Source organism: Dyella sp. GSA-30, assembly GCF_027924605.1.
Taxonomy (GTDB): domain Bacteria; phylum Pseudomonadota; class Gammaproteobacteria; order Xanthomonadales; family Rhodanobacteraceae; genus GSA-30.
The window spans coordinates 4343214-4355773 of sequence record NZ_AP027042.1 but is presented as its reverse complement, the minus strand read 5'-3'; the positions used below and the strand labels follow the sequence as shown (position 1 = coordinate 4355773).

11 protein-coding genes and 1 pseudogene are annotated in these 12560 nt (G+C 55.2%); 10 read left to right on the top strand and 2 right to left on the bottom strand.

What is annotated here, in order from left to right; translation table 11 throughout:
- Positions 1–209: 209 nt before the first annotated feature.
- Positions 210–452 carry a hypothetical protein gene (locus tag QMG46_RS18320; RefSeq protein ID WP_281849299.1) on the top strand — a complete coding sequence of 81 codons (243 nt, stop codon included), beginning with the start codon at positions 210–212 and terminating at the stop codon, positions 450–452.
- Here QMG46_RS18320 and gcvA read toward each other — a convergent pair.
- Positions 449–1366: pseudogene (gene gcvA / locus QMG46_RS18315) on the bottom strand (transcriptional regulator GcvA). The gene QMG46_RS18320 and the pseudogene gcvA overlap by 4 nt on opposite strands.
- A gap of 295 nt (positions 1367–1661) precedes the next feature.
- Between gcvA and QMG46_RS18310 the strand changes: the two are divergent.
- From QMG46_RS18310 to QMG46_RS18285, 6 genes are all read left to right on the top strand, one after another.
- Entirely contained in the window at positions 1662–2435 is a 774-nt protein-coding gene (locus tag QMG46_RS18310; protein WP_281849298.1) for an SDR family NAD(P)-dependent oxidoreductase, read from the top strand.
- Positions 2436–2643: 208 nt separating this feature from the next.
- Entirely contained in the window at positions 2644–2982 is a 339-nt protein-coding gene (locus QMG46_RS18305; RefSeq protein WP_281852921.1) for a carboxymuconolactone decarboxylase family protein, read from the top strand.
- A 694-nt stretch (positions 2983–3676) separates the two neighbouring features.
- The gene (locus tag QMG46_RS18300; RefSeq protein WP_281849297.1) at positions 3677–8347 is read left to right on the top strand and encodes an RHS repeat-associated core domain-containing protein; all 4671 of its coding nucleotides are present in this window, start codon (positions 3677–3679) and stop codon (positions 8345–8347) included.
- 15 nt (positions 8348–8362) lie between these two features.
- Positions 8363–9106, top strand: a complete 744-nt coding sequence (locus QMG46_RS18295) for a tetratricopeptide repeat protein (protein ID WP_281849296.1) — start codon at positions 8363–8365, stop codon at positions 9104–9106.
- Between the two features lie 105 nt (positions 9107–9211).
- Positions 9212–9574, top strand: coding sequence for a VOC family protein (locus tag QMG46_RS18290; protein WP_345781775.1), 363 nt, complete (start codon positions 9212–9214; stop codon positions 9572–9574).
- Positions 9575–9810: 236 nt separating this feature from the next.
- Positions 9811–10296 carry an OmpA family protein gene (locus QMG46_RS18285; protein WP_281849294.1) on the top strand — a complete coding sequence of 162 codons (486 nt, stop codon included), beginning with the start codon at positions 9811–9813 and terminating at the stop codon, positions 10294–10296.
- 186 nt (positions 10297–10482) lie between these two features.
- Here QMG46_RS18285 and QMG46_RS18280 read toward each other — a convergent pair whose 3' ends face one another.
- A complete protein-coding gene (locus QMG46_RS18280) occupies positions 10483–10770 on the bottom strand; it encodes a class I SAM-dependent methyltransferase (protein WP_281849293.1) in 288 nt (95 codons plus the stop codon).
- A 16-nt stretch (positions 10771–10786) separates the two neighbouring features.
- Between QMG46_RS18280 and QMG46_RS18275 the strand changes: the two genes are divergently transcribed.
- The 3 genes from QMG46_RS18275 (at position 10787) to QMG46_RS18265 (ending at position 12316) form a co-directional block, all read left to right on the top strand.
- Positions 10787–11224 (top strand): hypothetical protein, encoded by a 438-nt coding sequence (locus tag QMG46_RS18275; RefSeq protein ID WP_281849292.1) that lies wholly within the window; start codon positions 10787–10789, stop codon positions 11222–11224.
- Positions 11225–11389: 165 nt separating this feature from the next.
- Positions 11390–11752 (top strand): VOC family protein, encoded by a 363-nt coding sequence (locus QMG46_RS18270; protein WP_281849291.1) that lies wholly within the window; start codon positions 11390–11392, stop codon positions 11750–11752.
- A gap of 72 nt (positions 11753–11824) precedes the next feature.
- Positions 11825–12316: a hypothetical protein gene (locus QMG46_RS18265; protein ID WP_281849290.1), complete on the top strand. Its 492-nt coding sequence runs from the start codon at positions 11825–11827 to the stop codon at positions 12314–12316.
- The last annotated feature ends 244 nt before the right edge of the window (positions 12317–12560 follow it).

Here is a 12560-nt window from a genome sequence, read left to right as displayed (position 1 = left end):
TCTGCGCTACTTACGCACCAAAAGTCCCTGCTAGCGTGTGCCGGCGGCATCCAACCGTCTCAGCTGTCCATTCACAAGTCCGGGCCCCGATCATGTCTGGGTCGCTGATATCACTTTCACACCCACGCGCCAGGGCGGGGTCTATCTGGCTGTCGTGTTGGACTTCTGCAGCTACCGTATCATGGGCTTGGCAATGACGAACCGATCAGGTGCTCGCCAGCGATGCGCTAGCCGTGGCGTTAGGACGTCGTTGCCCCGCGAAGGAAGCAACACGCCACAGCGACCAGGGTTCTCAATACACCAGCAAGCTCTATCAGCAGCAACTGCAAGATGCCGGTCTAACGCCCAGTATTAGCCGAAATGGCATATCCCACGACAACACAGTCATGGAGAGCTTTTTTGCCTCGTTGAAGCACGAGCTGGCGCACCATATCGAGGAGCCGGTCTTCTAACGCAACAACACCGCTTCACCGAGAAGCCAGTCGCGGAAAGCAACGAGTCTGGGCAGGGCAGCGCGCTCGGCGCGATAGATGACGTAGTAGGCCAGCGGCGATGCGAACGCGACTTTGGGAAACAATCGGATCAATCGGCCCGCGACCAGATCGTCACTCGCCATGACACTGCGGGCGAGCGCAACGCCGTGCCCTTCGATGGCGGCCTGCAGGACTGCCGCGGAGTTGTTGATCTTCATGCCACGCGTAGCGACTACCTTGTTCGCTCCGTTCTTCTCCAGCCAGGTTGCCTAGGTCGGGAAGTCCGTATGGCTATCCATCGACAAGTCGTGGATCAGCGCTTCTCCCGCCAGATCTCTGGGTTTCTTCAGCTGGGGGTGCTTGTTTAACCATGCGGGCGAGCACACCGGATAGACCTCTTCATCCATCAGTTTGTCCGCCACCAACCCCGGCCAGTTTCCCGTACCAAATCGCACGCCGATGTCGATTCCCTGGGCAACAAAATCTACCGGCTTGAGGTTTGTATCCAGCCGCACATCAGTGTCCGGCCATGCGGCCTGAAAACGCTCGATGCGTGGAAGCAGCCATTTAGCGGCGAATGCCGGGCTAACGGCGACGGTAAGCACACCGGTGGTCGTGCCTTCCTTGAGTCGCTCCATGCCCAAAACGAGTCGATCAAAGCCTGCGCGTATGTCCGGCAGCGCACGCTCAGCTGTCTCCGTGGGAATCAAACGGACCTTCCCGCTCGAACTACGATGAAACAGGCGGATGCCTAGGTAGTCCTCCAGCGCGCGTACCAGTTGGCCAATGGCTGCAGGTGTGACATGCAGCTCGGCGGCAGCGGCGGAAAAGCTCTGATGGCGGGCGCTGGCCTCAAAGGCCCGTAACGCGTTGAGATGAATGGGTGAATTCATGACGAGATAGATTTTCTTTTAATGGCAGACAGTAAATCTCGTTTGTCGGCAGCATGGCATTGGCGAAGAATCCCAATAAGCCAGAGATTACTCCCTTCCACATTGACCTGCAGGCTGGCTGGGTCGCCCTTACGATCTTGGCAGCTGGATAGTTTTCCTTCGTGCTTAGCCGGCCGGTCCTGGTGGAAGAGGGCGGTTGTGACCGGGTGTTTTGGCGCCGAGGCACCGGTTTTAAGGCTCTAACCATTTTGTCATCCATAGAACCCCGCCCATGGGCGGGTCGAGAGGTTTCGCCATGAGCAATGCATTCCAAGGTAAGAAGCTGCTGGTCGTCGGCGGCACCAGTGGCATGGGGCTGGAGACAGCCCGAATGATTCTGGCCGAAGGCGGAAGCGCGGTTATTGTCGGCCATCGCGCCGATAAGGCCGAAGAGGCGCGCAAGGCGCTGGCTGTATCGGGGCAGGTTGCGGTACTGACCGCAGATATCTCCAGCGAAGAAGGTCTGGCCTCGCTGCTTCAGGTCATCGATGCAAACCACGCGGACATTGACCTGCTGGTCAACGCGGCGGGTGTGTTCTTCCCGAAGCCATTTCTGGAACATCAAGCGTCCGACTACGAGCAGTACATGAAGATCAACAAGGCGTTCTTCTTTATCACACAGAAGGTCGCCGCCAACCTGATCGCCAACAACCGCCCTGGTGCCGTCGTCAACATCGGCTCCATGTGGGGGAAGCAGGCCATTGCGGCCACCCCGTCATCGGCCTACTCGATGGCCAAGGCCGGTCTGCATGCGCTGACTCAACATTTGGCGATGGAGTTGGCGCCCAGGCACATCCGCGTCAATGCGGTATCGCCAGCGGTAGTACAGACGCCAATCTACGAAGGCTTCATACCCAAGGCTGAAGTGCATGACGCGTTGCAGGGCTTCAACAACTTCCATCCGATCGGCCGTGTCGGCATGCCGCAGGATGTCGCCGAAGTCATTGCTTTCTTGCTGTCGGACAGAGCGGGCTGGGTCACGGGCGCGATCTGGGACGTAGACGGTGGCGTGATGGCTGGTCGCAACTGATATGCAGAGGGAGCGCTGACGGTGCCCGGCCTCTCCCTTCTTTAAGTGAATGCATGCCACGAGCCGATGGCGAGCTGCTCACGACGGATGTTGTTGGCGGTTTCCAGTCGCTGCCGGCCTCGGCGCCAAAGCGCGCATCCAGCAAGCAACCCGAATCATTCGCCGACTGCCTCCCGTCGGCCTCAACCAAGACGAGATACACACCATGATGAACGACTGGAATGCCTACCGCGCCGCGCTCCTGGCGCACGTTGGCGACTATGCCAAACAAAGCCCTGACGTGGTGCGCGGCTTGAGCACTATCGACAACGCTGCCGCAACCACCGGTCATCTCGAGCCGAAGATACATGAACTGATCGCGCTGGCCGTCGCTGTTACCACGCGCTGCGATGGCTGCATCTCGGTGCATACCAAAAAGGCGGTCGAGCACGGTGCCACGTTAGTAGAGATCTCCGAGGCGCTTGGCGTCGCCATTGCTCTGAACGCCGGGGCAGCTCTGACTTATTCGGCGCGCGTGCTTGAGGCCCACGCGCAACTTGCTACATAAGCTGCCGGGATTCTGATCATCCGGGCCAGAAGAATGCCCATGAACGTCAATGCCGACTTCTCACGTGTCGTTGTCGTTTTGCCCGGCGACTGCACGTGGAAATAAAGGGGCCAGAATCCTTTCTTTTGACATTAGATAGGATTCTGAGCCCTTTGTTTGTTGTCGGCGGAGCATTTCATGGGTTCCCCGAATATCTCCAGAAAGCGACAAAGCTTGGCGTCTCACGTTCTGCAACAGGTCGTTGGCATCATCTACCAGGCAGTTCTGGAGATTGGCAAATTTCGGTGTTCGAGAGGGATCGGCATGCCAATTTGAAACAACGGATGTCACATCGAGTCGCAAGAATTTGCCAGTTGACTCCGGGTGAACTTTGCAGTTCAGTATTGATTATTAGGGAAGAACTAGGGGATGGCAGGATGCTTTACTTCGCTTTCTATCTGAAACAAGTTCGATTTCTTTCTCTGTCGATGGGCGACCTAAGCGTCGCCGGTCGGCATTGCCATGTGTGTTAGGGAAGACTGGGCTATACCCCGTCAATAACGTAGTTCAAACGAAGGTCCGCTGGGTTGGGTTGCCTATAAAGCGCCGTGTCCATTGGATTGTCATGGCACTCATGATTGCGGTGTTTGCCTTCGATGAGTTGCCGATTGCAAGGTTTGCGCCGTAATGGCGAACAGGGGAATGTATGTCTGGGATGATGAAGAGTCGTTGGCCGCGTTGGTCGCTATGGCTTGTGCTGGTGATGCTGCAGTTGGCCGTTTGCGCTTTCCCTGGAGCAGCTCAGGCACAGACCTACGGTCCGCCGTTCACCTTGAACGAACTCGATGGAAATGGAACGGGCAGCCAAAGCCCAGGCCCTTACTTTACGTTGCAGGCCGCCATGCAGGCGGCGGCGAATGTACTCAATGCCGAGTACGGGACCGGCACGGGATCGTGTTTTATCGATCCGGTTTACTTCGGGGCCCATCCGCCGAGCCCGTATGTTGCCCGCCAGGCGTATGGCGGTAACGACGGCGGCGGCAGTGGCAGCTGCTTCTTCGATCACGACGAGATACTGATTGTGGGTACGCCGCAGGCCTACGACGTAGGCAAGAATGCCGGTGGCTGCAATTGCAATAGTGGCGACGGTGGCAAAGGGGCGGCATCCAGTCCTAAGAAGAGCAGTGGCGATAGCGCGATAGACAGCACGGGCGGCGCCTCTGGCACGCCTATGGCTGGCGACCCGATCAATACCGCGACGGGCAACAAATACGAGCAAGACACCGACTTCCGTGGGTCGTCCTGGCTGACCTTCCGGCGCTTCTATAACAGCGGTGCAGGTGTGGCCGGTGCCATCGCCCAGACAAACCTCGGGCCGCAGTGGCGCCACTCGTTCGATCGCTCGCTGGCAATCTTTTTGTCCAACCCTGGTGCGTCGGACGATTCCCTTATCGTCCTCTATCGGCCAGACGGGAGCAGCGAACAGTTTCTCAAGAGCGGTGGCGTCTGGCACGCAGACGCGGATATTGCCGATACCTTGACGGAGCAGGACGACGCCAGCGGTAACCCCGTCAGCTACACCGTGTTCATGGCATCGGTCCGCGAGTACGAGCAGTACTCTGCGGCTGGCTTGCTTCAATCCATCACGGATCAAACCGGTCAGACGGCGCTGCTTGCCTATAGCACGGCGAGCACGCCAACTTCCGTCGCACCCGTTCCGAACTTGCTGCTTACCGTCTCGGATCCGAGTGGTCGCCAGTTGAATTTCAGCTACAACAGCAATGGCAGCTTGTCGCAAGTGGCGTTGCCCGATGGCGGCACGCTGCTTTATGGCTATGACGCCACCACGGGAAATCTCACGTCGGTGCAATATCCGGATGGGAAAGTACTTCAGTATGTCTACAACGAAGCTTCGCTGAACTCGGGGACAAGCCAGCCGACAGCGCTTACCGGGGTTATCGATGAGGCCGGTGTCCGGTTTGCTAGCACTGGCTATAACAGTCAGGGCCAAGCCATATCGTCCACGTTCGCTGGCGGCGCCGATGCGATGGCTGTGACGTATAGCGTCAATCCAGGCCCCGCCACACTCACCACGCCGCTTGGGCTATCGGTTCATCTCCAGGCCCAGACCGACGCCTCCGGTAGCTTCCGCAGCGCCGCAAGTTCCGTCCCATGCGGCACCCAGTGCAATCAGCCATGGAAATCACTTAGCTACGACAGCCACGGCTACACATCGTCCAGGACGGACTTCAATGGGAATATCACCAACACAACCTACGACAGCACAGGTCTGCTCGATCAGGAAGTGGATGCCTACAACACGCCAAATCAGCGCACGATCACTACCACCTGGAACACATCGCTGCGACTGCCGTTGACTCGTGTGGTGCGGGATAACGCTGGCAACACAGTCGCTTCAAGTGCATGGGTCTACAACGCCATCGGCCAGACGCTGGCGCATTGTGAGGCCGATCCGACGAATGCTGCGGCGACGGGTTATCAGTGCAGCAATACCGGTAACGTTCCGGCTGGCGTGCGGCGATGGACGTATACCTATTGCGCGAGTGTCGATGCCGTGCAATGTCCGCTAGTCGGCTTGTTGCTGACCGCGACAGGGCCGCGCACGGATGTCAATGACACGACAACGTACGCCTATTTCATGGACGACAACGTCCTGCATCGCCATGGTGACCTTTCCTCGGTAACGGATGCACTGGGGCATCATACGACCTACATTGGCTACGATGGTGCGGGCCGCCTCACGACCATGGCGGACCAGAACGGCATCATATCGACGATGTCCTATACACCTCGTGGCTGGCTCGCATCATGGTCCACAGGATTTGATTTCGCTACGACGAACTACACATACACGCCTTATGGCGCTGTAGAGACGATGACTGATCCCGACGGCATCGTTACCACCTACAGCTACAACAATGCACACCGTCTTACAAAAGTAACCGACGGGCAGGGCAACTACATTCAATACACCCTGGATGCTTCCGGCAATCGCACGGCTGAAAACATCTACAGCTCTAGTGGCGCGACCCCTGTTCATAGTTTGTCGCGCCAGTTCAATACGTTGGGTCAGTTGGTCAAGGCGAAAGATGGTCTGAGTCACACCGTTTTCGATGCCAGTGCGGGCGGGAGTTATGATGCAAATGGCAACTTAGTGCTGTCCAGCGATGGCTTTGGAATCCAGAAAAAGAGCACGCTGGATGCCCTCGATCGTTTGGCGAGTACCATTGAAAATTACAATGGTTCGGATGTGTCGACTCAGAACACCACGACCGCCATCTCATACGATGCGTTGGACCGCATTACCCAGGTCATCGATCCGTCGAACTTAGCCACTCATTACTCCTACGATGGTTTGGATAACCGGACTGGTTTGCAAAGCCCTGATACCGGAAGCAGCACGGATACGTTCGACGCAGCCGGTAACCGCTTGACGCATACCGACGCGAAAGGGGTAGTTAGTACGAGCACCTACGATGCGCTCAATCGTCTGCTAACGGTGAGCTTTGCCGATACGACGCTCAATGTGACATATCACTATGACGAGCTGAACTCTGTTACGGGGTGTTCGGGGGCTGGCCCGGTTGGTCGGTTGACCCGGGTGGTGGAGAATGCTGTTACCACAACCTATTGCTACGATGATCGTGGCAATGTGGTGCAGAAATTCCAAGCGCAGGGTTCTAGCACTGATACTACGAGCTATGGCTACACGTTGGCCAATCGCTTAAACCAAGTTACCTATCCAAGTGGCTCAGTAGCCAAGTATGGTCGGAATATTCTTGGGCAAATTGCATCGGTAACTGTCACGCCCAGCGGTGGGGCCGGGCAGGCCGTTGTGAGCAATGTGACTTATCTGCCGTTTGGTCCCGTAGTGGGATACACACTGGGTAATGGCCAGGCGGTAACGCGTAACTACGACGAAAACTATCGATTGCTGGATCTCGCAAGCCCAAGCTTCAGTCTCCATTTTACGCGCGACGTAATGGGAAGCATTGCGAGCCTTGGAAATACGCCAGGCGCTCCTACCCCGACTGAGACGTACACCTACGACCCGTTCTATCGGTTGACGGGTGTATTGGATAGCCAGGGCAATGCAGTTGAGTCTTATACGTACAACAAAACGGGTGACCGTTTAAGCAAAACCAGCACAGGTGGATTGGCGGCTGGAACGTATAGTTACCAGTCAGGTACGCATTGGTTGACTAGCATTGGTAGTTCAGCCAGGTCGTATGACTTGAATGGCAACACAACAGGGAATGCAACTGGCGGGCAGACGTTTGGGTTTGGATACGATGGTCGTAATCGTTTGACGGTGGCTCAAGCAAACAATGTAACAGTAGGTACCTATACTTATAATGCGTCGGGTGAGCGTATCGCCAAAATGGCAACGACACCCCAAGCCTTCAACGAGCGGTTCGCTTACGATGAGACCAGTCGACTTATCGGTGAATACGGGAGTTCAAATCGCGACTACGTTTGGATGGATGATCTTCCTATTGCGGCAGTGGACGGCTTAGGTTCAACGGCGTCCGTGAACTTCGTGGTTGCAGATGGCGCGGGGACGCCTAGATCCATCAGCGATGCATCGGGAACTCTAATTTGGCAGTGGCCATATCAAAGTAATCCGTTTGGCGAAAAGCAGCCCGTTAGCGCAAATGGGTATGCCCTTAATTTGCGTTACCCGGGCCAATATTTCGACCAAGAGCGCGGTGTGGCTTACAATGTGAACCGAGACTACGACGCAGCCACGGGCCGATATTTGCAAAGTGACCCGGTTGGTCTGGCTGGTGGAATGAGCTCCTATGCTTATGTAAACGGTGCGCCGCTTGGTCTCACTGATCCACAAGGACTTGAAGCTAGGACGGCTCCAGTCAAAGAGCCGTCGACGACAACGCAGAGGCCCCCCACGGGTCGAGTTCCTAGTTTTGGTGACCCTGCGAATGACCCAGTAGTAGATCCCGAAGATCCGGAGTTAGGGTTCGGGGTAGTTATCGAGGCCTGTGCTGCCAATCCGGTTCTTTGCGGTATAGGTTTGTCTGTATGGCCGAGTACTGCTGGTGGCCCGAATGATGAAGCGCCACCCGGTAGGTCGAACGTCATTCCGTTTCCGGTAAACCGCAGAAAGCCGCCCCCGCAAACTTGCCCCGGCGACAACGGTTGCGAGCAGGAGCGACAGGCGCTCATGCTTCTCTATGCGAAAAAGCTGGCTTTGCTGGTGTTCTTTGGTAAAGATGTTGAGGCACAGGTTCAGCGCGGTATCACGGCTTCTTACAACAAACTTGCTAAAGATCACAATCAGCGCTGTCCAAGCTTCCAAGTTCCTCTTATTGATTGGGAGGTTCCTCCTCCTCATGTAAAGCCATAATCTCTTGGCGTGAAAATGACTGAAAAAACGCTCCAATACATTGAGTTTCTTGAGCTAAACGGACTAGACAACGTGGCAGTGGCACGTCGCTTCGTGGAGTCCTCCGGCTTCTCGTTCACCTCGGAGCTTGAATCGATTAAAGAGTGGCTCCTACGGGAAGCAGATGCGAACAACCGGGAAGCTCAGCACGCCCTGGCCACCTTTTATTTTATGGGGATTTTTGGCTACAAAAGCAAAGAATTGGCTTACAAGTTTTGCCGCCAGTCGGCCGAATCGAGGTTTGGCCCCGCTGTTCATCTGCTTTCCTCCTTCGAGGAGGCTGGGTCAAATGACAAAGCAACCAATCAATCTGAGTCTATTCGGTTACGACGAGAGGCGGTTGAGCTTGGCTATGGTCCTGCGGCCAGATCATTGGCTCTTGACTATCTGGCGGGGAAATTCGTTCCTTTTGATGCGGAGCAAGGACGTTTTTATCTAGAGAAGGGGGTGGAACTGGGAGACGTGGAAAGCGTTTTTCAACTTTCGCTTCTCCTTGACACAAGCGACATTGATTCTGACAAGCGTCGTAGCAATGATTTGCTGGAACGGGCCGCTGCTTTGAACAATCCATCTGCTATGCGAAAGCTGGCTCAGTTGTATGCCAGTGGAGGCGGTGGATATGTACAGAATAAAAAACGAGCGGATGAGCTGAGCCGGCAAGCTGACTTGATCGAAATTCCTTACAGATACGATATAGATTTTCCAGTAACGCTTTCTTGAGGTATTGAGCTATCACGGCCGGGTGGCTCTAGTCGTAATAGCTGAAAACAAAGAGGTCAGAATCCTTTCTAAGGTCAAATGAAAAGATTCTGACCCCTTTTTTTGATGTCACGATTGATCCTTTACGTCCACGATGTCTCCCGATTGAAGACGTTTTACCTGACGAGCTTTTCGTTCAAGGTCCGCGAGGAGATCGAGGGCGAATGGGTCGTGCTGGATGCCGGTGCTGTCGAGTTGGCGTTCCATCGGGTCGGTGTTCAATATCGGGAGCGCCAGCCTTCCGAGCATTCTCACTCCAATAGCAAAATAGTGCTCTCGATTCGCTCAGGTCTCCTGGAACTGCGCAACAAGCTACTGGCCGAGGGCGCCCCGATGCGCAACGTCAAACGCTACGAAGGCTTTCCCTACCTTATGTGCGATGGGGAAGACCCTGAAGGTAACGTGTTTCAACTCATGGAAATGGATTGACGGACGCGATTGTCGGTGGGAATGGGAAGGTATCCCAAGTGGCCTGGTGATTGGCGGACAGGGGGAGATGTTGATGGAACAGGCAGTAGAACTGGCAGGCTTCTTCGCCACACATGCGGTGTAGTCCGTATCGTCAGGGGAGATCCTCCTGCCGATGTTGGCACTGATGGACTAGAGAGGAGCCTGGTTGGCCCAGGCTGACGCTACTTCAAGGTAAGACGAGAGGGAACGGACAAGTGAATTCGCGTCAGATCGACGTCATAAGATCGCTCGTGTGCTCGTCGCTACTAACTCTGTCTTGCGCAGCGTTTGTCAATGAAGCCGTTGCCTCGACGTTTGACATACCAAGTGTACTTTTTGGAGAAAGGAGGCCGTTCGCCAACGACGGTATTGAGACCGCGTTGTCTGGCTATGACAACCCCTCTGAGGTCCTAAAGAACGGCGCGATGGCCATTCCGAAGTTAAAAGATCACTTCCTTGTGAAAATAGTGGGCTACACCGATAACCATGAATGTGTTGTTGCCGAATGTGACCATCTGTCGCTCAAGCGTGCCCAGTTGGTTTACAAGTGGATGCTTGCGCATGGAGTTTCTGCGCGCCAGCTTCTTCCCCCTGAAGGGCGGGGTGCTAATGATCCCGTGGGCGACAATGCCACTTCAGACGGTAGGCAGCTAAATAGGCGTGTAGAGTTCCAGTGGATTCCCGTTTCTACGACACATTGATTTGTGCTGCTTGCAACTGTACTTGGACGCAGTTCATCTAATGCGTCGCCGAAAGCAGGCTGTCTGACATGCATCGGGAATGCCGTGGCCATCAAGCGATAGCCTCCGTTTATGTACACGCATCACAGATCTATGGAGGAACTCCCGGGCGCGATGCACGACATCGCACCCGGAAGCTACGCAGCATTAGTGCAAGGGCTTCTTGAAGCGAAATATGAAGCGATCGGTCTTGCCGCGGATAGTAGGATCGAACACCTTCAGGGTGTGATCGTCGTTCGGATTGGCGAGAATCTTGATCTCCCCATCGAATACGAAACCGGCTTTCTCGACCTCGGCCTTTACAGCCGCAGGGTCGATGCGGTGCAGATCCTCGGTGTTCTTCAGGCCCGATCCTGCGGTAGCGGCGTGGTCGGAGACCAGATAGTAGCCGCCGGGCTTCACAAGCTTGAAGACTATCGCGTTGAAAGCACCCACGTCTGGAAGGTGATTTGTGAAAGGCAATGAAAAAATTTGGCTTTTTCTGCGAATCGTACTTCTCGTTGTGGCGCTGATTCACAGCGTTTACTTTGTTAAAACGCTTCCAGGGGATTTCTCCAGGCCATTCTGGCCGTTCTTCTTTGAGATGATTGGAATCGTCGCGGTATCGGTATTTGGCGTGACGTTCTTCCAACTTCCAAAGCAGGCATCTGATGTGAGGTGGGCAAAGCCATCATGGTTTGCCAACCCATTTCGGTTGCGGCAAGCGTTGCCCATTTTCGACTTGGCCGCTTACTACTTCTTGGTTCTTGGCTTGGGTTGTCTTGCCATTGGGCTTTCGCGCGAACCAAGAAATTGGGCCTTGGAGCTACCGTTGTCGATAGGTATCGGTGCGTTTTTGGGAGTACGTGTTGTGCTGATGGTCTTCAAGGACCGCTTTGAAGATGCGTAAGATGAAATAAAGGGGTCAGAATCCTCTCTAAGTTCAAAAGAAAGGACTATGGCCCTTTTGTTTGCGCTTCGATTGAAGACAAAACGCAGTTTCACAGGCAAGTGATCGCCGTTACGATGATGGCCGGTCTCGAAGGAGGGGAATCGGAAAACTATGCATGTTTCCATGTCACGATTGATCCTTTACGTCCACGATGTCTCCCGATTGAAGACGTTTTACCAGGCGAGCTTTTCGTTCAAGGTCCGCGAGGAGATCGAGGGTGAATGGGTCGTGCTGGATGCCGGTGCTGTCGAGCTCGCGTTCCATCGGGTCGGTGTTCAATATCGGGACCGTGAACCTGCCCAACAATCTCACTCCAATAGCAAAATAGTGCTCTCGATTCGCTCGGGTCTCCTGGAACTGCGCAACAAGCTATTGGCCGAGGGCGTTCCGATGCGCGACGTCAAACGCTACGAAGGCTTTCCCTACCTTATGTGCGATGGGGAAGACCCTGAAGGTAACGTGTTTCAACTCATGGAAATGGATTGATGGTGCGACTGCCGGTGGGTATGGGAAAGTGCCCCAAGTGGCTTGGTGATTGACGGATAGTGGGAGGTGTTGATGGAACTGGCAGTAGAACTCGCAGGCTTCTTCGCCGCACATGCGGTGTGGTCCGTATCGGAGGGTGAGGTCCTTGTGCCTATGTTGGCGCAGGTGGACCAGGGCGGAGCACGGTCGATGTCCCGCCTGGTCGCGGATCGTTTGGAAGATAGCGTCGAGGATGGGAAACAGAGGCTTGCTACCAACTCTGATGGCAGCGTGTATGCCGTGTTGGTGTATGACGGCTACATCACCCTCCCATCTGGCAAGACCGATGCGCTGCTCTTGGACATCCGGGCATATCGCGATCCCGTGGAAACGCTGACGATGGCGCTGCCTTACCGCAACCAGCAGTCGCCACAAGGGTTCGCTGTTCACCGTCCCAAGTTTCTCCAGTATCAGGGCGGTGGCAGTTCGGACTATGCCCGATGGAGCGACGCCTTTTTCCGGGGAGTCGACGCGCACCAGCAGGGCGCTGCGGTTTGGAACAAGGCATCGGATCCTTCTATTTGAAGGAGAGGCCTTGGGCACTCACGAAATGGTCAATGCCTCATTAGTAGGAAGTATGGATGTCCACATTCATGCCTGCATCGGTCAACGCAGCTAAAAATACGATCTCTTCCAGCGGCAGGCTTTCTTGTTTGGATGAACGGATCCGGGCGAACAAGTCTTAAGCGCGTGTCAAAGTGATCGCACTGACGGGGGCAAGTCCAGCCGGCAGAAATCCATGATCTTTCCCCGTTTCTGTTGGCCATCG

What these genes read in the sequence shown, in the direction of transcription:
- QMG46_RS18300 (WP_281849297.1), top strand. Translation starts at nt 3,677, where the DNA reads ATGATGAAGAGTCGTTGGCCGCGTTGGTCGCTATGGCTTGTGCTGGTG.
- QMG46_RS18265 (WP_281849290.1), top strand. Translation starts at nt 11,825, where the DNA reads ATGGAACTGGCAGTAGAACTCGCAGGCTTCTTCGCCGCACATGCGGTG.
- QMG46_RS18290 (WP_345781775.1), top strand. Translation starts at nt 9,212, where the DNA reads ATGTCACGATTGATCCTTTACGTCCACGATGTCTCCCGATTGAAGACG.
- QMG46_RS18295 (WP_281849296.1), top strand. Translation starts at nt 8,363, where the DNA reads ATGACTGAAAAAACGCTCCAATACATTGAGTTTCTTGAGCTAAACGGA.
- QMG46_RS18310 (WP_281849298.1), top strand. Translation starts at nt 1,662, where the DNA reads ATGAGCAATGCATTCCAAGGTAAGAAGCTGCTGGTCGTCGGCGGCACC.
- QMG46_RS18270 (WP_281849291.1), top strand. Translation starts at nt 11,390, where the DNA reads ATGTCACGATTGATCCTTTACGTCCACGATGTCTCCCGATTGAAGACG.
- QMG46_RS18305 (WP_281852921.1), top strand. Translation starts at nt 2,644, where the DNA reads ATGAACGACTGGAATGCCTACCGCGCCGCGCTCCTGGCGCACGTTGGC.